We start from the raw sequence: 23,407 nt of genomic DNA, 5'->3' as shown, positions 1-23,407 counted from the left end.
GTATGGTTACAAGTATAACTAGAATTCTATTTTAATCCAACTAATGTATTGCGTTAAGGTGAAGTGGGCAAGAAACTTTGGCTAGACTTCTCTTCAATTTAACCTACAGAATTTGTCGTTCGTTTTTTCAAGTCAACTTGCTTAAATATTATTATGTGACGAAAGTTATAAAATCACAATGTTGTATCAATCCAATTGAACTATACTCTCCTCATTAAGCAAGTAGCAAATATCTGATCAAGTAGTTTTTACTAGATATCATAATCTAGAATAAGAGGGTAAGTAAACCTATATCTTTTGAAAATCGCCTTCTTCTAATAATGCATCGCATCGCGGTAAATATGCCATCCTGTATTCACTCTAGGTAGAGAGAATTATTACCGTTTCTATATCAAATATTTATGAAATTCTTTACGGCATAAATCTGCATATCACATTATCAAGAATTTTATTTAAATAGAAAGAAGACTGCATTGAACATTCTCAAAGTAGCATAAAGAACCTAAATATAAAGACGTTTTCTTCCCTTGCTAAAAAATAATCGTTTATGGTTTTGGTCGGAGTAATATCGTCCACCGAAAATTAAGGATGAACAATAGAGAACCGAAAAATTTTAAAATTAATATTAACTTAAAAAGTGTAAAATGAAAATTAAGCATCTTATTATTGGCGCTGGGCCAGGAGGCATTCAACTGGGCTATTATCTTTCAAAAAGAAATGAAGAATATATTCTTATCGAAAAAAGTAACAAAGCCGGGAGTTTTTTCCAAACAATGCCGAGACACAATACACTAATTTCGATAAATAAAGTGTATACAGGTTTTGATGATTATGAGATTAATCAAAGATGGGACTGGAACAGTCTTCTCACTGAAAAAGAAGATGAGCCATTTTTATTTAAAAAGTATTCTGAAGAATACTTCCCCAAGGCCAACTTATATGTTGATTATTTAAATGACTTTGTAGAAAATTATGGTATAAATGTATCTTATAACACTACAGTTTTAAACGTTTCTAAAAATGAAGATAATCTCTTTGTGGTTACTACTGATAAGGAAACATATTATGCTGAAAAAGTTATTTGCGCAACTGGGAAATCTAAATCTTATGTGCCAAATTTTGAAGGGGTGGAGTTAGCTGAAACCTATGAGAAATTTGATATAGACCCAAAAAAATACACGAACAAAAGAGTCATGATAGTTGGGAAGGGTAACTCTGCTCTAGAGACTGCTGATTCTCTCGTTGAACACGCCGCAGTAATTCATTTAATAAGCCCTAATCCGATAAGATTAGCATGGAAAACACACTATGTTGGTCATGTTAGAGCGGTTAACAATAATTTTTTGGATACCTATCAACTCAAGTCGCAAAATACGATACTCGATGCAGACATTGAAAAAGTTGAACTTTTAGAAAATGGAAAAAAACGTGTTCATTTTACCTATAACCATGCAGAAGGACAAAAACTGGCTTTGGATGTAGATTATCTAATTTTATGTACGGGTTTTATGTTTGATGATACCATTTTTAAAGGAGGTAATTGTAAAATAGAAATATCAGATTGTGGAAAATTCCCTAAAATGACTAGTGAATGGGAATCTACTACTGTGAAAGATTTATATTTTATGGGTGTATTGACTCATTTTAGAGATTATCAAAAATCATTTTCTGGATTTATTCATGGATTTAGATATAATGCAAAGTGCTTTGATCAAATATTGAAAAGCAAAGAAGAGAATTCGGAATTTCAGTATACCAATTTTAAATTTGATGTAGAATCTTTTATCCAAAAATTCATTGATAGAGTAAATCAAGACTCTGCCATGTTTCAACAGCCGAGTTTTATTGGAGATATTTACGTTTTGAATAAGAGTGATGACCAAATTTCTTTGATAAAAAGTATTCCGGTAGATTACTTTAGAGATAAAAAGTGTGAAGAAAAAATTTACTTTCAAGCCACGATGGAATATGGAAAACTTGATGGGATTGTAGACCCTTTTAACATTTATAGATACCCAGAAGATGGAGGAAAGAGTGCATTTATTCACCCTATTTGTAGGCTATATCACGGTAGCGATCTTATCGAAGAATATCATTTACCCGAAGATTTAGAGAATAACTGGGATAATGAAATGTATATTGGTCCGTTCAGAAATTTTCTGCAAGGGGTGTGGTCCCATAATATATTGGATGCTAGCGTTATAGGTTAACTGATGATCTCTAACTATAGAGGCAATAATTTGAAAAAGATAAAAGTGGGGGTATTTAGGATACATTTTATGTCCAATGGAATACCCCTTTTCCAGACTTTTGGATTTGAATGAGTCGTGTTGTTTCAGCAATAATTAGCTGATAGATGTACTGGGGAGAAGTGTAATACCTCTGCTTTTACTTCTTACTTATAGATAAGAATCATTAATGAATATTTCTGACTCCAGTTCTTTTACTTTTTTCGTTACCCTATTACGTATTTTTGGTAGAAACAACAGAATAACACTATCAAATATTTTCGAATCTTACAATTTAAATTTCGTTTTTAGGTGATGGGAAAAAGAGTATTCAAGGGCAATCTCTACAGAATGGCTTGTAACCACAAAGTATAGCATAGTTTAGTGGAATGGGGTATCCGTTTCTTTCAGACGGAAAATTGTTTACTCTTTCATGGTGTGATAGACGTTCTGTACATCGTCATCCTCTTCAATTTTTTCCAATAGCTTCTCCACATCCGCCGTTTGTGCTTCGTCCAATTCTTTGGTCACTTGGGGAATACGTTCAAAACCAGAAGATAAAATTTCAATCGCTCTATTTTCCAACTCTTTTTGAATGGCACCAAAACTTTCAAAGGGAGCATAGATCAAAATGCCATCCTCATCGGTAAACACTTCTTCGGCTCCATAATCGATCATTTCCAGTTCTAATTCTTCAGGATCTATTCCCTCGGCATTAATGCGGAAGTTACAAGTATGGTCAAACATAAATTCCACCGAACCCGAAGTTCCCAAACTGCCATTGCATTTATTGAAGTAACTCCGAATGTTAGCAACGGTTCTTGTGTTGTTATCGGTTGCCGTCTCGATCAAGACAGCGATACCATGTGGCGCATAACCTTCAAAAAGTATTTCTTTAAAATCACCCAAGCTTTTATCACTGGCTCTTTTTATAGCCCGCTCTACGTTATCCTTGGGCATATTCACTGACTTGGCATTCTGGATAACAGCCCTTAAACGGGCATTGGAATCGGGATCGGGACCTCCTTCCTTAACGGCCATTACAATATCTTTCCCTATACGGGTAAAGGCTTTGGACATTGCAGCCCATCGTTTCATTTTACGTGCTTTTCTAAACTCAAAAGCTCTTCCCATGTTTCCTTGGTATTATAAGTGAATGGCCACAAATTTAATAAAATTTAATGCGGCAGCAAGTGGTTTTTTTCTAGATGGTACAATTAGCCCACAATGGCATCTATAGTGCGTGCCAATAGGAAATCATTGGAAGTAATACCGTTGGCATCATGTGTATTTAATTTAATATGCAACCTATTATAAACATTGCTCCAATCAGGGTGATGGCCTTGTAGTTCACTCTCAAAAGCGATGTGGGTCATAATGGCAAATGTTTCCTTAAACGTCTGGAATTGAAACGATTTTTCAATGAATTCTCCGTTGTACTCCCATCCATTTAAGCTTTGTAATTCCTCTTTAATTTGATGGTCATTCAATTTTTTCATGGGTACTCTTTTTAAAAAACATGTTGATCAATGATGTCCTGATATCCTATTCTCAGGTTTTTGGGAAGTTTGTTGGCTTTGGGCAAAACCGCTAGATAACGATCCATATTGGTCGTAAAAATGCGCTTATATACAGGATTGTAGAATCCCATTCTAGAGACGACTTCTTTAATAAAATCTTCATGGTGTACCAAGTCCTTGCTTCCTAAATGGAAAATACCACTTTTGTTCCGGTTTATCAAATAATGTATTTGCTGGGTTAGGCGATCATCGTTGGTCACATTGATGATGAGGTTGGGAAATACTTCAATAGGTTCTTTATTATCCAAGGCAAGCTTTAAATCCTTGATGCGCGGAGAAAAGGTACCAAAAGTCATGGGAATTCGCAGAATGGCCATTTTCTCCTTGGGCAGCCGCAAAAGCATATTCTCAATCTTTATCTTTAGACGCCCGTAAATACTTTCAGACAAGGTCTTGTCGTATTCATAGGAAGGATATTTGCTATAGGCATCAAAGACATTGGCAGATGAAATGAAATACACTTTGGTATCATGATCTCTCACATATTCTGTCAAATGCTGGTGGGCCAATACCTGAGCGGCAAAATTTCCTCGGATTGCCGATATAATGAAGTGAGGTTGTACCTTTTCCAGAAGATCATAGATATCATCTTCTTCAATATCATATCTAAAAAATTGATGATTATCTTCAAAGGAGCGTCGTGCCGAATAATAAGTGCCATAGGTATCAAAATAAGAGCAGAGTTCCTTATAGATGGCATTTCCAATAAAACCACTAGCCCCTAAAATTAATATTTTTTTCCCTTTATTCAGCTTCATCAATCCCCAATTTTGCCCATATTAGCCCTTGTAGAAAGGAAGTTTTACAACAGTGGCCGGAATAGCTTTTTTCCGTATCTGAATCTGAACTTTGCTGCCTACGGGAGAAAAAGAGGTGGGGACATATCCCAAGCCTATTCCCTTACCTAAGGAGGGAGACATGGTACCAGAAGTTACTATGCCTATAGTGTTGCCATCCGTATCCAAGATATCGTAATCGTGCCTTGGAATACCACGTTCATCCAATTCAAAGGCAATTAATTTTTTCTGTACTCCTGCGGCTTTTTCTTTGGCCAAAGCCTCATGGTTGACAAAGTCTTTGGTGAATTTAGTAATCCAGCCAAGACCAGCTTCCAGCGGAGAGCATTCATCATTAATATCATTTCCGTAAAGACAATACCCCATTTCCAATCGCAAGGTATCTCTTGCTGCCAAGCCTATAGGTTTGATACCAAAATCTACTCCGGCTTCCAACACCTTATCCCATATTTGCTGTACCTCTTCATTTTTACAATAGATTTCGAAACCACCTGAACCCGTATAGCCAGTTGCCGAAATAATAACATGTTCAATACCGGCAAAATCCGCCACCTCAAAGGTATAGAACTTAATGGCAGAAAGATCTACGGAAGTTAAGGACTGCATGGCTTCGACGGCCTTTGGGCCTTGAATGGCAAGCAATGAATATTGTTCGGAAAGATTCCGCATTGTTGCACCAAATTCGGCATTATATTTAGAGATATGCGCCCAATCTTTTTCTATATTGGATGCGTTTACTACTAAAAGATAGGTTTCTTCTTTTACCCTGTAAATGATAAGGTCGTCCACAACACCTCCGGTTTCATTGGGCAAACAGCTGTACTGCGCCTTTCCAACGGTAAGTTTGGAGGCATCATTGGAACTGACTTTTTGAATGAGGGCCAGGGCATTTGGTCCTTCAATCAAAAATTCTCCCATATGTGAAACATCAAAAACACCCACAGCTTTACGAACCGTTTCATGTTCTATGTTTACGCCTTCATAGGAAACGGGCATTAAATAGCCCGCAAAAGGAACCATTTTTGCGTTCAATGCTTCGTGTGTCGAGGTAAGTGCTGTTGTTTTCATAAACTAAAAATTAGGTGGCAAATGTATATAATAATTCAGCGATTGTAAATTTTGAAGGAGGATAATTTTCCATAAAAGAGGATCTTTTTCACAAATGTAAATTGTGCTTTTTTAGCACAGAGGGATGACAAATAAAATAGTATCTTTATTTTTTTAAAGTCAACATATTATGATGAAGTCGATTTTTACCTTTACGCTATCCCTTTTATCTGTGTTTTTTGTTTCCGGACAAGGAACTCCTACGGACTTCTTGTCTTCTAATTTTCATAAGGAAAGACGCGAAGCTGTTCGCCAAATGATGCCGGCAAACAGTGTGGCCGTATTCTTTGCAAATGCAACGCGAAATAGAGCCAATGATGTGGATTATGTGTATCACCAAGATCCTAATTTTTATTATTTAACAGGATATAGAGAGCCCAATTCCGTCTTACTGATATTTTCTGAAAATCAACAAGGGGATAACGGAAAAACCTATAATGAATTGGTATATGTTCAAGAAAGGGACCCCAGAGCGGAACAGTGGAATGGAAAACGTTTGGGAGTAGCAGGCGTTAAGGAGCAATTGGGTTTTGAAATGGCCTATAATGGAAGCGAATTTGCAAAGTCTACTACAAACTTTGCCAAATTTGACAAAGTACTTTTTTTCGATTTCCAAAACGATTATCGCGACGGAAGTGATAATGCAGATCTATTTGATTTGATCAAAACATTCAAGAAAAAAGCAAACTATCCTTCGGATTACAATCCCAGAAAACGACAGTTGTACACTGCGATAAAATCAACCCCCAGTGAAAACAGTGCTAATGTGGTACAGCGTTTGGAACGTATCGTAAACAATTCGCCCGAATTAAAAGAAGACGATTTATTAAAGGATTTTATGAGCGCCAAAGATGATAATCTCAGAAAAGAAGCCCAGGACAAGATAGCGCTACACTTGGAGTCCGATAATTTGGATTCTTCCACCTTGAGTCAAATTATGGGAACTTTGAGAGAAGTAAAGTCCCCAGAAGAAATGGTGTTGTTGAAAAAAGCGGTTGAAATTTCGGCAGTTGGCCAAATTGAAATTATGAAAGCAATGCATCCGGGGATGTCTGAAACTGAGATTCAAGGGGTACATGAGTTTGTATACAAAAAATACGGCGCAGAATACGAAGGTTACCCTTCTATAGTAGGAGGTGGGAACAATGGCTGTATTTTACATTATATAGAGAACAATAAATTAGAAGTAGGTCAAGATTTGGTATTAATGGATCTTGGCGCGGAGTATCATGGCTATACTGCCGATGTTACCCGGACCATTCCTGCAAATGGAAAATTCTCCAAAGAACAAAAACAGATTTATGATATTGTCTATAATGCGCAAGAAGCGGGAATTAAAGCCAGTGTAGTTGGTGCCCCTTTTCGTGCCCCTGGCCAAGCGGCCTCGCAAATAGTTGCGGAAGGCCTGTTAAAATTAGGAATTATCTCCAATTTGCAAGAAGCAAGAAAGTATTTTCCGCATGGAACATCGCACTATTTGGGCTTAGATGTCCACGATCCCGGAACCTATGGCGCATTTCAAGAAAATGTGGTTATCACTGTAGAGCCCGGTATTTATATTCCAGAGGGAAGCGATTGCGATAAAAAATGGTGGGGAATCGCTGTTCGTATCGAAGACGATATTCTAATCACAAAAGATGGACCTGTAAATTTATCGGCAATGGCACCTAGAACAACGGAAGCCATTGAAGCGATGATGAAACAAACAAGTCCTTTGAACAATTTTACCTTACCAGGACTGGATTAAGCTTGCTTTAGATACGTCTTTAGTTCTTCATAAGTTGCAATGGAAATGGACTTTTTCTCTTTATCCATCACTTGTTGAATTTGAGGAGGTATAGTCAGTTTGGTTGCAATGATTTCCTCCACAACGTCCAGGAATTTTACAGGGTGGGCCGTTTCTAAAAATACGCCATAAGCCTCAAGATGGGCTGCCAAGTACTTTTGAAGGCCTAAATAACCTACAGCTCCATGGGGATCAGCAATGTATTCCGTCTTTTCATATAATTCCTTAAGCGCCTTTCTAGTTTCATCATCCGTATAACTATAGGAGGAAAGGTTTTTGGAAAGAGATTCAAAATCATTTTGAAACAGGGTCTGGATACGTATAAAATTACTGGGGTCCCCGACATCCATAGCGTTTGAAATGGTGGCTATAGAAGGTTGAGGTTCATATTGTCCTGTTTTCATATAATTGGGAACAATAGCGTTTACGTTTGTGGATGCTATAAAATGGGTATGAGGCATTCCAAGACGTTGTGCCATCATCCCGGCACAGATATTACCGAAATTACCGCTTGGAACAGAGAATACTAGCGATCTCTTTTGTGCTTTTAATTGCTGATAGGCAAACAGAAAATAGAACATCTGTGGAAGCCAACGTGCCACATTAATAGAATTGGCTGAGGTAAGTTGCATGCTGTTCAATAGAGTTTCATCTAGAAAAGCACGTTTTACCATTCGCTGGCAATCATCAAAAGTTCCGTCCACTTCCAAAGCGGTGATATTTTTACCTAAAGTCGTGAGTTGTCGTTCTTGAATATCACTTACTTTCCCACTAGGATAGAGAATGACAACTTGTACTCCGGGAACGTCTAAAAAACCATGGGCAACAGCCCCTCCCGTATCTCCTGAGGTAGCTACTAAGACCGTAACGGCATTGGTATCGCTTTTTGAAAAATACCCCAAACAGTTGGCCATAAAACGTGCACCAACATCTTTAAAAGCCATTGTTGGACCATGGAAAAGCTCTAGGGTACCTATATTTTCATGTAAGGGAACAAGGGGGAAATCAAAATCTAGGGTGCTGGCTATGATTTTCTTGAGTTGCGTTGCAGGGATGGTATCTCCCACAAATTGTTCTATGGCCTTGAATGCAATTTCATGGTGCGACAACGCCTCTATATTTTCAAAAAAAGAAGAAGGTAAAGCACTGATTTTTTTGGGGAAATACAAGCCCTTATCTGGGGCTATGCCATTAATAACAGCATCCTTAAAGGATACTTCCGGAGCATTATTGTTGAGACTGTAAAAATTCATGAAAACAATGATTTCAAGTTTAGTGTTATTTCTTTAAGTGCCGGCAAATTCGATCATTCTATTTTAGTTCAAGAAGGATCGGTAATTACACGTATCCCCTCTAAATTAATTTTGGAGACATGAATGTCGTACGGAATATCTAGGTCCTGATATGCATTTCTCATGGCCTGGGCAGTAGCTTCCGCTGTTTTTTTTCCTTTGCTCAAAGCAAAAACAGAGGGACCAGAACCAGAGATTCCTGCACCCAAAGCCCCAGCCGCCATAACACTCTCTTTCACGCGATCAAATGCAGGAATTAAAATGGATCGTACAGGTTCAATAATATGGTCAACCAAAGAGCGGCCTATTAAATCGTAATCTTCAGTAAATAATCCGGCAACCAGGCCTCCGACATTCCCCCATTGTTTAATGCCATTTTCCAGCGTAATGGTGGTCTTTAATATTTTTCTGGAATCTGCCGTTTTAACCTCAATTTGAGGATGTATGATCGTGGCGTACAGTTGTTGGGGCGATGGAATGCGTACAATATCCAAGGGATCGTAACTACGAACCAATGTAAAACCACCAAATAGGGCAGGGGCAACATTGTCCGCATGGGCAACACCACTGGCCAAGCGTTCTCCTTCCATAGCAAAAACTACCAATTCTTCCAATGAAAAAGGGGAGTCTAACAAGGCATTCATAGCCCAAACCGCCCCAGCCGAACTCGCAGCGCTACTGCCTATTCCACTACCTGCCTTAATATTTTTGTAGATTTCAATTTCAAACCCTCCTTGATAATCGGTTTGTTCCAATAAGGCAAGACCCGCCACACCGGCCACATTCTTTAAGGTATCCATAGGAAGGTCCTGTCCCTCCATTTTTGTGATTTTAATCCCTTTTTGAGCAACCTTGCGAACACGCATGGTATCCCCAACGCCATCAAGAGCAAGACCTAAAACATCGAAGCCACACGAAACATTGGCAATTGTAGCGGGGCAAAAAATGCTAATTTCATTATTTTTCATGCTAATCTGGAATGGTTTCCTTTTACATTAAAAATTTCCAATTCTAACAATATCGGCAAAAATACCTGATGCCGTCACATCGGCTCCGGCTCCGGCTCCTTTAATGATCAAAGGCTGATCGGGATAACGTTTTGTATAGAACAATACAATATTATCACTTCCTTCCAGATTATAAAAATCATGTCCTTTGGGGATTTGTTGCAGCCCAACATTGGCCTTTCCATCTTCAAACTGGGCTACATATTTTAGTTTGCTATCTGCCCCCTTTGCCTTTTGATACAATTCCTGAAAAGAGGCTTCATATTTTTTTAATGACAAGAAAAAATCTTCATTATTGGTCGTATCCAAACTTTCTTGTGGTAAAAACGCCCGGTTCTCAATATCTTCAATTTCCAAAATATGATTGCTCTCCCTCGCCAAAATTAAAATTTTACGCATCACATCAATACCGCTTAGATCAATTTTTGGATCAGGTTCTGTATAGCCTTCTTCTTGTGCTTGCTGTACAATATCGTGAAAAGTAGTATGGTCGTTGAAATTATTAAATACAAAGTTGAGACTGCCCGATAGGACCGCCTGTATCTTTAATACGGTGTCCCCTGAGGCAATCAAGTGTTTCAGGGTATCCAAAATGGGCAAGCCAGCGCCTACATTGGTCTCAAATAAAAAAGGGGCATTGTACTGCCTGGCCAAGTCCTTTAAATACTGATAGTAATCATAATCGGAAGAACAGGCTATTTTATTGCAAGTAACTACGGAAATACTGTGTTTTAAGTAATTGGCATAGGTTTGGGAAACTTCTTCACTTGCCGTGTTGTCTACAAAGATGCTATTCCTGAAATTCAAAGATTTCACCATATCAAAGAAAAGTTCCTTATCGGCCTTTTGCCCATTTTCCAAATCTTTTTCCCATTGTGCCAGAGAAATGCCCTCTTCGTTAAACACCATTGTTCTGGAATTTGATATTCCAATCACCCGGAGGTTTAGTTTTAAATGGGATTTTAAGTACGCTTGCTGTTGTTTTATCTGCGCCAAAAACTTTGCTCCTACATTGCCAACGCCCATGACAAACAGATTCAATTGTTTTGTTTGGGCTTCAAAAAATTCTTCATGTAGGGTATTCAATGCTTTCTTTACATCGTTTTCGGAAATAACGGCCGAAATATTCCGTTCTGAAGCCCCTTGGGCAATTGCCCGAATATTGACATTGTTTCGCCCCAAAGCACTGAACATCTTTCCGCTTAGACCTTGGTGGTGCTTCATATAATCTCCTATTAAAGCAACAATGGCCAAATTCTTCTCCACAAATACTGCTTTTATTTTCTTACGGGAAATTTCATTCTGGAATTCTTCATTGACAATTGCCTCGGCCATAGGAGCATCGTCCGCGGCAATTCCGACACAAATAGAGTGTTCGGAAGAGGCTTGGGTAATCAGTACAATACTAATGCCATGGCGTGACAATACTTCAAAAAATCGTTTTGAAATCCCTAGGATACCTACCATTCCGGGACCTTCCAGGGATAATAAGGCAACTTGCCCCACATGACTTATTCCACGTACCGTTTTCGTATTTTCATTTTGATTTTTACTGACCAGTGTTCCGGTGTCCTCAGGTGAAAATGTGTTTTTTATGCGTATGGGGATAGATTTGGCCAGTACTGGCTGTATGGTGGGCGGATATAGCACCTTGGCACCAAAATGGGATAATTCCATGGCCTCTTCATAGGAGATATGGGCTATGGCCTTAGATTGTTTTACAATCTTTGGATTAGCGGTATACATTCCACTGACATCCGTCCAAATTTCCAGGACTTCGGCTTCTAAGGCTCCTGCAAGAATTGCAGCTGTATAATCTGAACCTCCGCGCCCTAAGGTAGTAGAGTTTCCATTGACAGAGGAGGCTATGAATCCTCCCATAACCATTATTTTTTGTGTGCTATTATGAAAGGAATGCTTGCAATTGGCCGTAGTTTGTTCAAAATCCACCACCGCTTTACCATAAGTTTCGTCTGTTTTGATCAATGTCCTGGCATCAATATGCTCACTATCCAGATGCTCTGCTAGAAAATACGCATTGATGATATATGAAGAAAGTAATTCTCCATAACTGACCATCTTATCCGAGAGTTTTGGGGTAATCTCACCAATCAAATAAGCACCTTCCATAAGGGTTTCCAATACATTCAATTCGCTCTTGATCTTACTGAGAATCCCACTTTGATCCTGTACAGGAATAAGCGCTTTAATGGTAGATAAATGTCGTTGCTCAATTTCTTGGATCACGGTTTTATAGCTTTGCTCTTGGGTAGCAGCCAAATGGGCCGTTTTTAATAATAGATCGGTAATACCTCCAAGGGCAGATACAACAACAATAATGCGGTCGGTTTCTGTTTGGGCTACGATATTTTTTACTAGCGTTATGTTTTGGGCGTTAGAGACAGAAGAGCCTCCAAATTTTAAAACTTTCATGATGTGGGTTGATTATATAAAACGAAATTGAAATAAACAGGGGACGGACGTGTATGTAGTTATTTACCCCAAAGGGGTTGTGGTACCAAAAGAGAAACGGATGATACATCCATTGGTAGCCTGTGTTGCGTTTGTATTTCTAAGCGTATTGTCCAATTACTTCGTATAAAGGTGTAAATGTAGTATTTTTGAATTCCTTATCAAATATGAGGTTTGATTTTTGCCAAATCATCAGTATTTCGAAAATATTTTATGGAATGAAGATTTTTACTGCGAGTCAGATATATGAAGCTGACAAATTCACAATTGAAAAACAACAGATTACAAGCAATGAACTTATGGAAAGGGCTGCGGTTCAAATATTCAATTGGATTCATTTGCGGATGCAAGGGGCACAAGTAAAAATACATTTGTTTTGCGGTATTGGAAATAATGGGGGGGATGGTATTGCGTTGGCAAGGCACCTTCAGGAACATGGGTATAATATTGGGGTGTACGTGGTGAACTATAGCGAAAAGCGTTCCCAAGATTTCCTTGTCAATTTAGATCGACTCAAAGACCGAAAAATATGGCCCGAATTTTTAAATGATGATTGTACTTTTCCGAGTATTGGAAAAGATGATATTATTATTGATGCGATCTTTGGCATTGGATTAAATAGAGCCCCAGATGTTTGGGTAGCTAAATTGATACAGTATTTAAATGAAACGGAAGCGTTTATTTTGTCCGTAGATATTCCATCTGGTTTATATACCGATCAGGTACCCGAACATACCGAAGCTGTAATAAACGCAAATCATGTGCTGAGTTTTGAAAGTTCAAAACTGATTTTCTTTTTACCTCAGACGGGTATTTATAGCAACCAGTGGGAAATACTGCCTATTGGCTTGGACCCGGAATACCTGATCAATACACCGACACCTTATACACTGATGGATAAAAATGAAATTCTTCCGTGGTATATGCCCAGGGAAAAATTCTCACATAAGGGAAGCTATGGCCATGCGCTGGTCATAGGAGGGAGTCATGGTAAAATTGGTGCGGTAAATTTGGCATCAAGAGCATGCTTGACCGCAGGGAGTGGCCTGGTAACAGCCTATGTACCTAAATGCGGTTATATTCCTTTACAGACGTCCTTACCGGAGGCCATGGTCCTTACAGATAGCCATGAAGAATGTATAACGCATATTGATTTTGATATTACGCCAACAGTTATTGGTATTGGTATGGGCTTGGGGCAAGATGAGAAAACCCAAAAAGCATTTGCGGACTTTTTATCCCGAATAACCGCTCCTATGGTATTGGATGCGGATGCCTTGAATATTCTTAGTCAGAATCCCCAATTGCAAGCTGAGATTCCTGCAGAATCTATTTTAACACCACACCCTAAGGAATTGGAACGTTTGGTGGGCGTTTGGAAAGATGATTTTGACAAATTGGAAAAGACCAAACAACTTTCTAAAGAATTAAATAGTATCATTCTTATTAAGGGAGCCCATACTATTGTGGTGTATCAAGACCATGGTTATGTCAATACAACAGGCAATCCTGGTTTAGCTACTGCTGGTAGTGGCGATGTGCTAACGGGGATGATCACTGGATTACTGGCACAAGGATATCCGCCCTTGCAAGCCGCTATTTTTGGAGTATACCTACACGGTAGGGCGGCCGATATTGCTGTGGAAACTTACGGATATCAGGCACTGACAGCTTCGGTAGTCATTGACTATATTAAAGAAGCGTTCCTGGATTTATTCAAAGTGCCGGAGCAGCCTCAACAAGAAGAAGAGGCCGCAACGGAATAAAAGAAGTCATTATTTAGCGCGTACCCTTCGCTTTACCCATGCTAATGCATTCTCATATTCAATGAAGAATTTCATGGGTTTTTTATAGAATAACTTTTCGATCTTAAAGTTGTGCATGTCTATTTCTTTTAAAGAAACAATGGCAAAAGCTTTTAGATTGTCCAGTTCACGAATGTAGTTGTAAACGGTAGGGTCAATGGCATAGGAATGCTTGCGCAAACTGATATACCCAAATTTTTTGTTCCTAAAGTGTATTTCTGTGATTCCGATAATTTGATATGCCCGTTCTAACGTAATGGTAGCGCCTTCATCAAAGATGGCTACAATATAATCGTTGTATACTTGAACTTTTCCAATATCTAAGTGATATTCTCTGACAATTACGGTTTTCTTAGATTGTCCGATGCTCATTTGATGCTGTTTATAGTGTCTCTTGAGCGAAAGTAGACGTATATATTGCGATAGTGAAAAAAACTAGATTAAAAGCGTAAATATCGTTTATATAACCAACTCCCTTACATTATTCTATGGAGCGGCTTAATTCCTGTGTATCAAGACATAAAAAAAGGCCAACCTAGGTTGACCTTTTTTTGTAAGTGCTAAAAACAACTTAGGCTTTCTTAGAAGATGTTTTTGCTTTTTCGATCTTAATGGTAAGTTCTTCTTTCTTTTCATCAAAATCCATATAAATACTATCTCCCTCTTCCAACTTGGAATTAACGATTTCCTCTGCCAAGGCATCTTCAATATACTTTTGAATCGCTCGTTTTAGAGGTCGCGCACCGTATTGCTTATCAAAGCCTTTATCGGCGATATAATCCTTTGCTTTTTCCGATAGTTCCAAGTAGTATCCTATGTCTTGAATTCTACTAAATAATTTCTTCAATTCAATATCAATGATTTTATGGATATCCTCACGTTCCAGGGAATTGAAGACAATAACGTCATCTATTCTATTCAAGAATTCCGGAGCAAATGCCTTTTTCAAGGCATTTTCAATAACGCCCTTCTTATGACTATCCTCTTGGGATTTCATTGCCGATGTCCCAAAACCAACACCTTGCCCAAAATCTTTTAATTGACGTGCACCAATATTGGAGGTCATGATAATGATCGCATTTCTGAAATCAATTTTTCGACCAAGGCTATCGGTCAAATACCCATCATCCAGCACTTGCAGTAACATATTGAATACATCTGGATGCGCTTTTTCAACTTCATCCAAAAGAATAACAGCATAGGGTTTGCGTCTCACTTTTTCCGTCAGCTGCCCACCTTCCTCATAGCCTACATAGCCCGGAGGTGCTCCAACAAGACGGGAGATGGCAAATTTTTCCATATACTCACTCATATCGATTCGAATAAGTGCGTCTTCGGAGTCAAACAGTTCTTTAGCCAAGACTTTGGCCAATTGCGTTTTACCTACACCGGTCTGTCCAAGGAAAATAAAAGATCCAATGGGTTTATTGGGATCCTTTAAACCGGCTCTATTACGTTGTATAGCTTTTGCTACCTTCGCAACGGCATCATCTTGTCCAATAACATTGCCTTTGATCAATTGCGGCAATTCTGCAAGTTTGTTACTTTCTGTCTGTGCGATTCTATTCACAGGAATACCGCTCATCATGGACACTACATCGGCTACATTATCCTCAGAAACGGTCTCTCTATGCAGTTTACTATCTTCTTCCCACTTTTCCTGTGCGGTCAATAGATCTTTTTCAATGCGTTTTTCATCATCCCTTAACTTAGCAGCTTCTTCATAACGTTGTTTCTTAACGACGCTATTTTTGAGTTCGCGTACATCTTCCAGCTGTTTTTCCAACTCCAAGATTTGTTTGGGAACATCCATGTTAACGATGTGTACTCTAGAACCAGCTTCGTCCAAAGCATCAATAGCCTTATCCGGAAGGAATCTATCCGTCATATACCGGTTGGTCAACTTTACACAGGCAACAATGGCATCATCGGTATAATTGACATTATGGTGATCTTCGTACTTTCCTTTTATGTTTTTCAAAATTTCAATGGTTTCCTCTACGGAAGTAGGTTCTACCATGACCTTCTGAAAACGTCTTTCCAAGGCTCCATCCTTTTCAATATACTGTCGGTATTCATCCAAAGTGGTGGCACCGATACATTGAATTTCGCCTCTTGCCAATGCAGGTTTGAACATATTGGAAGCATCTAAGCTTCCTGTAGCTCCACCAGCACCAACAATAGTATGTATCTCATCAATGAACAGAATAACATCATCGTTCTTTTCCAATTCGTTCATGACGGCTTTCATACGCTCTTCGAACTGACCCCGATATTTGGTTCCGGCCACCAAGGAGGCTAGATCCAAGGTTACCACACGCTTGTTGTAGAGAATGCGGGATACTTTCTTATTGATAATGCGCAAGGCCAATCCTTCTGCAATGGCACTCTTACCTACACCCGGTTCCCCGATGAGCAGCGGATTGTTTTTCTTCCGTCTACTTAATATTTGGGATACGCGCTCAATTTCTTTTTCACGTCCCACAACCGGATCCAATTTATTTTCTTCGGCCATCTTGGTAAGATCGCGTCCAAAATTATCCAAAACCGGAGTCTTGGATTTTTTATTTCCTTTTTGTGCAGGTCCAGATCCAAAGGTTCCACTTTCTTTTCCTTCATTGGCATCATCATTATCACTTGGAAAAGATTCGGAGGTAGGCGAATCTATATAGTCATCGTCACTTGTAATCATTAATTTAAATTGTTCTTTGACCCCGTCATAATCTACTTTGAGTTTATGAAGCAGTTTTGTGGTGGGATCGTTTTCATTTCTTAAGATGCACAGCAAAAGATGTGCTGTATTTATAGAAGAGCTTTGAAAGAGTTTCGCTTCTAAAAAAGTAGTCTTAAGTGCCCGCTCTGCTTGTCGGGTCAAGTGTAGGTTTTTTTTATCTTTTTGGGCGCCACCGGAATTTGGGTTGGCCGGACTCAAAATTTCCACTTTTCTTCTCAAGTGGTCCAGATCAACATCCAAAGCGTCCAAAATATTGATGGCCTTTCCGTTTCCATCACGCAGTAATCCAAGCATTAAATGCTCAGTGCCGATAAAATCATGACCTAACCTTAAGGCTTCTTCTTTACTGTAAGCAATTACGTCTTTTACCCTAGGTGAAAAATTATCGTCCATAGTATATTATTATCAACATTAAAAATAGTAAATCTATCCGAAAGTAGAGCAAAGACTGTACCCATATTCGATAAACTAGGACGAATTGACGAAAAAAAACACTTTTGACAAAGAATTCCATAAAAAAAGGGGGGCAAATTTATTGAGGTCAAAGTGTTAATAAATTCTTTAATAAAGTATTTCGGGAATGCGTTAAAAGCTTCTATTTTCCGTATATTAGCTTGCTTTTTTAACCAAAGAAAAAACTTAAAATTTAGAATGGCAGAAGGAGAAAAATTAATTCCGATTAATATTGAGGATGAGATGAAATCCGCCTACATTGATTATTCAATGTCGGTCATTGTGTCACGTGCCCTGCCAGATGTCAGGGATGGTCTAAAGCCAGTGCACAGAAGGGTTTTGTATGGAATGCATGAATTGGGGGTTCGCTCCAGTAGCGCACATAAAAAATCGGCACGTATTGTTGGTGAGGTATTAGGTAAGTACCACCCGCATGGAGATACATCGGTATACGATTCCATGGTCCGTATGGCTCAAGAATGGAGTTTGCGATATATGTTGATCGATGGTCAGGGGAACTTTGGTTCTATTGATGGCGATAGTCCTGCGGCAATGCGTTATACGGAAGCACGTATGCGCAAGATTGCGGACGATATGCTTGCAGATATTGATAAGGAAACCGTAGATCATCAATTGAATTTTGATGATTCGCTTCAAGAGCCAATGGTATTGCCTACCCGGGTACCCAATTTGTTGATCAATGGAGCATCGGGTATTGCCGTGGGTATGGCAACCAATATGCCTCCCCATAATCTTTCCGAAGTTGTTGATGGCACTATAGCCTATATAGATAACAATGATATTGAAATAGATGAGCTTATTACCTATGTAAAAGCACCCGATTTCCCAACCGGAGGGGTCATTTATGGATATGATGGTGTAAAAGAAGCCTTTCATACAGGTCGAGGCCGGGTAGTCATGCGAGCCAAAGCCAGCTTTGAAGAGGTCCAGGGAAGAGAGTGTATCATTGTAACGGAAATACCGTATCAAGTCAATAAGGCAGACATGATCAAAAAGACTGCCGATTTGGTCAATGATAAAAAGATAGAGGGGATTTCTACGATTCGTGATGAGTCGGATAGAAATGGAATGCGCATTGTATATATCCTAAAACGTGATGCCATTCCCAATATTGTATTGAACATGCTGTATAAGTACACTGCATTGCAGTCTTCTTTTAGTGTGAACAATATTGCCTTGGTCAATGGGCGGCCTCAGTTGCTCAACCTCAAGGAAATTATACACTATTTTGTAGAGCACAGACACGAGGTGGTGGTAAGACGTACGAAGTACGAATTGCGGAAGGCCGAAGAACGGGCCCATATCTTGGAAGGACTGATCATAGCTTCGGATAATATTGATGAGGTAATTGCAATCATTAGAGCTTCTTCAAATGCCGAAGAAGCCAGAGCCTCCTTAATGGAGCGTTTTAAACTGTCCGAAATTCAATCCAAGGCCATTGTCGAGATGCGATTGCGACAGCTTACAGGACTGGAACAAGATAAACTTCGCTCGGAATACGACGATATTGTAAAGACCATTGCGGACTTAAAAGATATCTTGGACAAGAAGGAACGCAGAATGCAGATCATCAAGGACGAACTTTTGGAAGTCAAATCCAAATATGGCGATGAGAGACGTTCTGAAATTAATTTTGCCGGAGGAGATCTCAGTATAGAGGATATGATTCCGGATGAACAGGTGGTGATTACCATATCACATGCGGGCTATATTAAAAGAACCCCTTTAACGGAATATAAGACGCAGAACAGAGGGGGAGTAGGGCAAAAAGCTTCCTCTACTAGAAATGAAGATTTCTTGGAGCACCTCTTTGTAGGAACCAATCATCAATATATGTTGTTCTTTACGCAGAAAGGAAAATGTTTCTGGATGCGTGTTTATGAAATTCCAGAAGGAAGTAGAACCTCTAAGGGTAGGGCCATCCAGAACCTGATCAATATAGAAAAGGAAGACAAAGTGAAGGCCTTTATCTGTACGCAGGATTTGAAAGATGAAGATTATGTAAACGGCCACTATGTCATTATGGCTACCAAAAAAGGTACGGTAAAGAAAACTTCATTGGAACAGTATTCCAGACCGCGTCAAAATGGAATCAATGCTATCGGAATACGCGAAGGAGATGAACTTTTAGAGGCTAAGTTGACTACCGGTACGAGTCAGATTTTCTTAGGATTGAAATCTGGAAAGGCAATTCGATTCGAAGAAAGTAAAACCAGACCTATGGGGAGAAATGCCTCTGGTGTTCGTGGAATAACTTTGGCGAACGAAGGAGACGAAGTCATTGGAATGGTTTCTGTTCATAATTTTGAAGATGAAATCCTTGTAGTTTCGGAAAATGGTTATGGAAAACGATCCAGCATTGAGGATTATAGAATAACCAATAGAGGAGGTAAAGGAGTCAAAACCATCTCTATAACCGATAAGACCGGAGGACTTGTTGCCATCAAAAATGTATCGGATTCGGACGATTTAATGATTATCAACAAATCGGGTATCGCCATTCGCATGAGTGTTGAGGATTTACGGGTCATGGGACGTGCTACCCAAGGCGTTAAGCTTATTAATATTAAAGGAAATGATTCCATTGCAGCTGTTGCCAAAGTAATGAAGGAAGAGGAGGCAATGGATGAAACGGATGTCATGGATATTGAAGTAAAGGAAGAAGATGGCACGGCAATTGATAATGATGATACGGAAACAAAAGAATAACAAAGATTATAACACTAATTCAAAATTGATTATTACGATGAAAACTAAAATTTTAATACTGGCAGCTATGTCCTACACTTTAGTAGGATTTTCTCAGAAGAGCGAGATAAAGGCAGCGGAGAAAGCCCTTAAAAAAGGGGATGTCGCCTCTGCTAAGACGGCTTTGGAAGGAGCTGCTTCGCTTATTGATGCAGCGGACCCCAAAATAAAATCGCAGTACGCTTTCCTAAAAGGAAGAATATATGCAGATTTGGCCAAAAAAGGAGATGATGCTGCCTTTGAAACTGCTATTGCTTCTTTTAACGAAGTGGTTTCAATAGAGGAAAGTGGTAAAAAGAAGTATACAGAACAAGCGCAAGCGGGGCTTCAAGGATTATCTACAGATTTGATCAATTCTGCCGTTGCGGATACCAATGCCGAAAAGTTTGAGCAAGCGGCTTCCAAATTGTACATGGGATATAACCTTAGTAAAAGAGATACCATTTACTTGTACTATGCGGCGAGCAGCGCTGTTAATGCTAAGAATTACGAGGATGCCTTAAAGTACTACAATGAGCTTAAAGATCTTGGCTACGATGGAAGAGAAGTGAAATATACCGCTGTAAATCTTGAAACCAATGAAGTGGAGGAGATGAGTAAGCAGCAGCGTGATCTTTTGGTAAAGTCAGGAACGTATAATGATCCAAAAGAGGTAAAGACAGCTTCCAAAAAAGCCGAGATTGTGAAGAATATTGCTTTGATTTATACGCAGACAGGAAACGATGAAAAAGCTTTGGAAGCCTATAAAGATGCAAGAGCCGATAACCCTGATGATGTAAACCTAGTATTGAACGAAGCCAATTTGCATTATAAATTGGGAGATAAGGATACCTTTAAATCCATGATGGAACAAGCTAGTGCCATGGCTCCTGATAATGCCGATCTTCAGTACAATATTGGGGTAATCAATATGGAACAAGGAAACTTGGAAGAGGCCAGAGCCGCTTATAACAAAGCTTTGGAAATCAACCCAGGATATATCAATGCACAATTGAACCTGTCTAGCACCTATATTAATGAAGGAAATGCTTTGATCGATCAGTTGAACGAATTGGGTACTTCAAGAGCAGATTTAAAGAAATATGACGAGTTAAAGCAGAAAAAAGATGACCTTTTTGTGGTTGGTGCCAATGTTTTGGAAGAAGCATTGAAACAAAACCCTGACAATCAAGGAATTTTAAGTCAATTAAAGAACATTTATGGGGCTTTAGGAGACAATGAAAACTTTTTGAGAATCAAGAAGTTGTTAGGGGAATAAATTTCCTGAAACAAGAATTAAAAAAGGCCCTTCATGCATGAAGGGCCTTTTCTTTTTTATTAAGGTATAATTTTCTTGATGACCCGAAGCTTGTGCGTGTAGTTTCGAGTTTCTGTATTAAAGATTCCGGTATGGTCTATGCGGTCGATCCGTACTTTTCCATGGCAATGCACCACATAATTATTTTGCATAATGATGCCAACATGGTCAATGACCCCTTCATTGTTGTCAAAAAAGGCCAAATCCCCAGCTTCACTTTCCTCAATAAAACTTAAAGCTTCACCTTGGGTAGCTTGTTGGTGTGCATCACGCAATAATGCATATCCACATATCTTGTAGACCATTTGGGTAAATCCGGAACAATCAATACCAAAAGGTGTTTTTCCACCCCATAAATACGGACTATTGAGGTACAGTAATGCGGTATCGATCAAAATTTCCCGGGATCGAATACCACAGGTATGATTCCCTTCAAAAATGTGGGAAACAAGCTGTGTATGTTGTACACAAGACCCTAAGGGAATAGGAATCAAAACATCATTTTTAGCACTGGCAAAAGAAACCAGATCCGAAACAAATTTTGAGTTCTCCGATTGCTCCGCAACCTGATACGCTTCTTCGGTGATAAATTGAAATTGTTTTGCACTTACCCAACCTTCATAACCATCAAAGGCAATACGTATTCTGCTCCAGAATTTTCGTTGTTCCAAGACCTTAAAATGATCCCCGTACAATAACTGGGTCACCATTTCACTGGCATCATCTGCAACAGATCGAACGGGAACAACACTTAGGTGACAGATACCATACTGCATAGAACTACACTAAGGGCTTTTATTCTCTTTCCAACACAACGGCTGAAGCACCTCCACCGCCATTACAAATTCCTGCTGCTCCTATTTTACCATCATTCTGTTCTAAAACACTTAAAAGCGTAATTAGAATTCTGGCTCCGGAACAACCTAAGGGATGTCCTAAGGATACGGCGCCTCCATTGACGTTGACCTTGGAATCGTTAAGACCAAGAATTTTCATATTGGCAAGGCCTACAACAGAAAAAGCTTCGTTAAGTTCAAAATAATCCACATCATCAATACCAATACCGGCTTTATCAATAGCGCTTGGCAAAGCTTTGGCGGGTGCGGTGGTAAACCATTTAGGCTCTTGAGCGGCATCGGCATAACTTTTTACCGTAGCAAGGGGTTTTAATCCCATTTCGGCAGCTTTTTCGGCACTCATTAATACTAAAGCCGCAGCGCCATCATTTATCGTGGAAGCATTTGCAGCAGTAACCGTACCATCTTTGGAAAAAGCAGGTCGTAAGGCCGGGATTTTTTCCATTTTTACATTTTTGAACTCTTCATCTTGAGTCATCACTATGGGTTCACCACGGCGTTGCGGGATGGTCACAGGGACCACTTCATTATCAAATTTCCCCGCTTCCCATGCTGCAGCGGATCGCTGATAGGATTGAATGGCATAATTATCTTGATCTTCACGGCTGAACTCATATTCCGTGGCACAGGCATCTGCACAAACTCCCATAGCATTCTCATCATAGGCATCTACAAGGCCGTCCTTTTGCATGCCATCAATAAAGCTGGAAGGACCAAATTTATGCCCTTTTCTTAGGTGTACATAATGTGGAATGAGACTCATATTCTCCATTCCTCCGGCAACTACAATAGAAGTATCTCCCAAGGCAATGGATTGTGCGGCCATCATTACCGATTTCATTCCAGAGGCACATACTTTATTTACCGTAGTACAGGGCACAGTATCAGGAATACCTGCATAAATGGCAGCCTGTCTTGCTGGGGCCTGTCCGGTACCTGCCTGAACAACATTGCCCATGAGGACTTCCTCAACAAGTTCAGGTTTTAGATTAATTTTATCTAAAGCACCTTTTATAGCTGTTGCACCAAGCTTTGGTGCGGATATACTGGATAAACTTCCCATAAAACTTCCTATAGGAGTTCTAGCAACGGATACGATGACCACTTTCTTCATAATAACAAATGATATTTTTAATGCTGCGAAATTAATAAATTAAAGTGCAATGCAAATGCTTCTGAACAGTAAAAGCCCTTTTTAAATATATATTTTTCTATTTTTGGTG

The 23,407-nt window shown here is 39.3% G+C and carries 16 protein-coding genes; 5 read left to right on the top strand and 11 right to left on the bottom strand.

Going from position 1 to position 23,407, the window contains the following annotated elements; translation table 11 throughout:
• The first annotated feature begins 644 nt into the window (after positions 1-644).
• Complete coding sequence (locus tag ACEXOE_RS14920; protein WP_394749617.1) at positions 645-2,210, top strand: NAD(P)-binding domain-containing protein; 1,566 nt, start codon at positions 645-647, stop codon at positions 2,208-2,210.
• A 441-nt stretch (positions 2,211-2,651) separates the two neighbouring features.
• Here the strand turns inward: ACEXOE_RS14920 and ACEXOE_RS14915 are convergent, their stop codons facing one another.
• From ACEXOE_RS14915 to gcvT, 4 genes are all read right to left on the bottom strand, one after another.
• On the bottom strand, positions 2,652-3,362 hold the full coding sequence (locus ACEXOE_RS14915; protein ID WP_394749616.1) for a YebC/PmpR family DNA-binding transcriptional regulator: 711 nt from the start codon (positions 3,360-3,362) through the stop codon (positions 2,652-2,654).
• Between the two features lie 83 nt (positions 3,363-3,445).
• Positions 3,446-3,727: a 4a-hydroxytetrahydrobiopterin dehydratase gene (locus ACEXOE_RS14910; RefSeq protein ID WP_394749615.1), complete on the bottom strand. Its 282-nt coding sequence runs from the start codon at positions 3,725-3,727 to the stop codon at positions 3,446-3,448.
• Between the two features lie 11 nt (positions 3,728-3,738).
• The gene (locus ACEXOE_RS14905; protein ID WP_394749614.1) at positions 3,739-4,566 is read right to left on the bottom strand and encodes a sugar nucleotide-binding protein; all 828 of its coding nucleotides are present in this window, start codon (positions 4,564-4,566) and stop codon (positions 3,739-3,741) included.
• Between the two features lie 21 nt (positions 4,567-4,587).
• Positions 4,588-5,673, bottom strand: a complete 1,086-nt coding sequence (gene gcvT, locus ACEXOE_RS14900) for a glycine cleavage system aminomethyltransferase GcvT (protein ID WP_394749613.1) — start codon at positions 5,671-5,673, stop codon at positions 4,588-4,590.
• 169 nt (positions 5,674-5,842) lie between these two features.
• On the opposite strand from gcvT, the gene ACEXOE_RS14895 reads away from it, so the two are divergent.
• Positions 5,843-7,459 (top strand): aminopeptidase P family protein, encoded by a 1,617-nt coding sequence (locus tag ACEXOE_RS14895; protein ID WP_394749612.1) that lies wholly within the window; start codon positions 5,843-5,845, stop codon positions 7,457-7,459.
• On the opposite strand, the gene thrC is transcribed toward ACEXOE_RS14895, so the two are convergent.
• The 3 genes from thrC to thrA form a co-directional block, all read right to left on the bottom strand.
• Entirely contained in the window at positions 7,456-8,751 is a 1,296-nt protein-coding gene (gene thrC, locus ACEXOE_RS14890; protein ID WP_394749611.1) for a threonine synthase, read from the bottom strand. The genes ACEXOE_RS14895 and thrC overlap by 4 nt on opposite strands.
• Before the next feature lie 68 nt (positions 8,752-8,819).
• Positions 8,820-9,758 (bottom strand): homoserine kinase, encoded by a 939-nt coding sequence (locus tag ACEXOE_RS14885; protein ID WP_394749610.1) that lies wholly within the window; start codon positions 9,756-9,758, stop codon positions 8,820-8,822.
• A gap of 27 nt (positions 9,759-9,785) precedes the next feature.
• Positions 9,786-12,230 carry a bifunctional aspartate kinase/homoserine dehydrogenase I gene (gene thrA, locus ACEXOE_RS14880; RefSeq protein ID WP_394749609.1) on the bottom strand — a complete coding sequence of 815 codons (2,445 nt, stop codon included), beginning with the start codon at positions 12,228-12,230 and terminating at the stop codon, positions 9,786-9,788.
• Positions 12,231-12,487: 257 nt separating this feature from the next.
• On the opposite strand from thrA, the gene ACEXOE_RS14875 reads away from it, so the two are divergent.
• Positions 12,488-14,035: an NAD(P)H-hydrate dehydratase gene (locus ACEXOE_RS14875; RefSeq protein ID WP_394749608.1), complete on the top strand. Its 1,548-nt coding sequence runs from the start codon at positions 12,488-12,490 to the stop codon at positions 14,033-14,035.
• A gap of 9 nt (positions 14,036-14,044) precedes the next feature.
• Here ACEXOE_RS14875 and ACEXOE_RS14870 read toward each other — a convergent pair whose 3' ends face one another.
• Together ACEXOE_RS14870 and ACEXOE_RS14865 are read right to left on the bottom strand one after the other, a co-directional pair.
• On the bottom strand, positions 14,045-14,446 hold the full coding sequence (locus tag ACEXOE_RS14870) for an STAS/SEC14 domain-containing protein (RefSeq protein WP_394749607.1): 402 nt from the start codon (positions 14,444-14,446) through the stop codon (positions 14,045-14,047).
• A gap of 199 nt (positions 14,447-14,645) precedes the next feature.
• Positions 14,646-17,201 (bottom strand): ATP-dependent Clp protease ATP-binding subunit, encoded by a 2,556-nt coding sequence (locus ACEXOE_RS14865; RefSeq protein WP_394749606.1) that lies wholly within the window; start codon positions 17,199-17,201, stop codon positions 14,646-14,648.
• A 258-nt stretch (positions 17,202-17,459) separates the two neighbouring features.
• Here ACEXOE_RS14865 and gyrA point away from each other — a divergent pair, with 258 nt between their 5' ends.
• Both gyrA and ACEXOE_RS14855 read left to right on the top strand, forming a co-directional pair.
• A complete protein-coding gene (gene gyrA, locus ACEXOE_RS14860; RefSeq protein ID WP_394749605.1) occupies positions 17,460-19,991 on the top strand; it encodes a DNA gyrase subunit A in 2,532 nt (843 codons plus the stop codon).
• A gap of 37 nt (positions 19,992-20,028) precedes the next feature.
• Positions 20,029-21,288 (top strand): tetratricopeptide repeat protein, encoded by a 1,260-nt coding sequence (locus ACEXOE_RS14855; RefSeq protein ID WP_394749604.1) that lies wholly within the window; start codon positions 20,029-20,031, stop codon positions 21,286-21,288.
• 59 nt (positions 21,289-21,347) lie between these two features.
• Here ACEXOE_RS14855 and ACEXOE_RS14850 read toward each other — a convergent pair whose 3' ends face one another.
• The gene (locus ACEXOE_RS14850) at positions 21,348-22,103 is read right to left on the bottom strand and encodes a C40 family peptidase (protein WP_394749603.1); all 756 of its coding nucleotides are present in this window, start codon (positions 22,101-22,103) and stop codon (positions 21,348-21,350) included.
• Between the two features lie 19 nt (positions 22,104-22,122).
• On the bottom strand, positions 22,123-23,298 hold the full coding sequence (locus ACEXOE_RS14845; protein WP_394749602.1) for an acetyl-CoA C-acyltransferase: 1,176 nt from the start codon (positions 23,296-23,298) through the stop codon (positions 22,123-22,125).
• Positions 23,299-23,407: the final 109 nt, after the last annotated feature.

It is taken from the genome of Spongiimicrobium salis (genome assembly GCF_043678055.1).
GTDB lineage: Bacteria > Bacteroidota > Bacteroidia > Flavobacteriales > Flavobacteriaceae > Spongiimicrobium > Spongiimicrobium salis.
Note: the sequence above shows the minus strand (reverse complement) of the source record. Positions and strands in the feature narration are given on the sequence as shown.

Excerpts from the sequence above, each read along its gene's own strand:
- ACEXOE_RS14920 (WP_394749617.1), top strand. The coding sequence starts at position 645 with ATGAAAATTAAGCATCTTATTATTGGCGCTGGGCCAGGAGGCATTCAA.
- ACEXOE_RS14915 (WP_394749616.1), bottom strand. The coding sequence starts at position 3,362 with ATGGGAAGAGCTTTTGAGTTTAGAAAAGCACGTAAAATGAAACGATGG.
- ACEXOE_RS14910 (WP_394749615.1), bottom strand. The coding sequence starts at position 3,727 with ATGAAAAAATTGAATGACCATCAAATTAAAGAGGAATTACAAAGCTTA.
- ACEXOE_RS14905 (WP_394749614.1), bottom strand. The coding sequence starts at position 4,566 with ATGAAGCTGAATAAAGGGAAAAAAATATTAATTTTAGGGGCTAGTGGT.
- gcvT (WP_394749613.1), bottom strand. The coding sequence starts at position 5,673 with ATGAAAACAACAGCACTTACCTCGACACACGAAGCATTGAACGCAAAA.
- ACEXOE_RS14895 (WP_394749612.1), top strand. The coding sequence starts at position 5,843 with ATGATGAAGTCGATTTTTACCTTTACGCTATCCCTTTTATCTGTGTTT.
- thrC (WP_394749611.1), bottom strand. The coding sequence starts at position 8,751 with ATGAATTTTTACAGTCTCAACAATAATGCTCCGGAAGTATCCTTTAAG.
- ACEXOE_RS14885 (WP_394749610.1), bottom strand. The coding sequence starts at position 9,758 with ATGAAAAATAATGAAATTAGCATTTTTTGCCCCGCTACAATTGCCAAT.
- thrA (WP_394749609.1), bottom strand. The coding sequence starts at position 12,230 with ATGAAAGTTTTAAAATTTGGAGGCTCTTCTGTCTCTAACGCCCAAAAC.
- ACEXOE_RS14875 (WP_394749608.1), top strand. The coding sequence starts at position 12,488 with ATGAAGATTTTTACTGCGAGTCAGATATATGAAGCTGACAAATTCACA.
- ACEXOE_RS14870 (WP_394749607.1), bottom strand. The coding sequence starts at position 14,446 with ATGAGCATCGGACAATCTAAGAAAACCGTAATTGTCAGAGAATATCAC.
- ACEXOE_RS14865 (WP_394749606.1), bottom strand. The coding sequence starts at position 17,201 with ATGGACGATAATTTTTCACCTAGGGTAAAAGACGTAATTGCTTACAGT.
- gyrA (WP_394749605.1), top strand. The coding sequence starts at position 17,460 with ATGGCAGAAGGAGAAAAATTAATTCCGATTAATATTGAGGATGAGATG.
- ACEXOE_RS14855 (WP_394749604.1), top strand. The coding sequence starts at position 20,029 with ATGAAAACTAAAATTTTAATACTGGCAGCTATGTCCTACACTTTAGTA.
- ACEXOE_RS14850 (WP_394749603.1), bottom strand. The coding sequence starts at position 22,103 with ATGCAGTATGGTATCTGTCACCTAAGTGTTGTTCCCGTTCGATCTGTT.
- ACEXOE_RS14845 (WP_394749602.1), bottom strand. The coding sequence starts at position 23,298 with ATGAAGAAAGTGGTCATCGTATCCGTTGCTAGAACTCCTATAGGAAGT.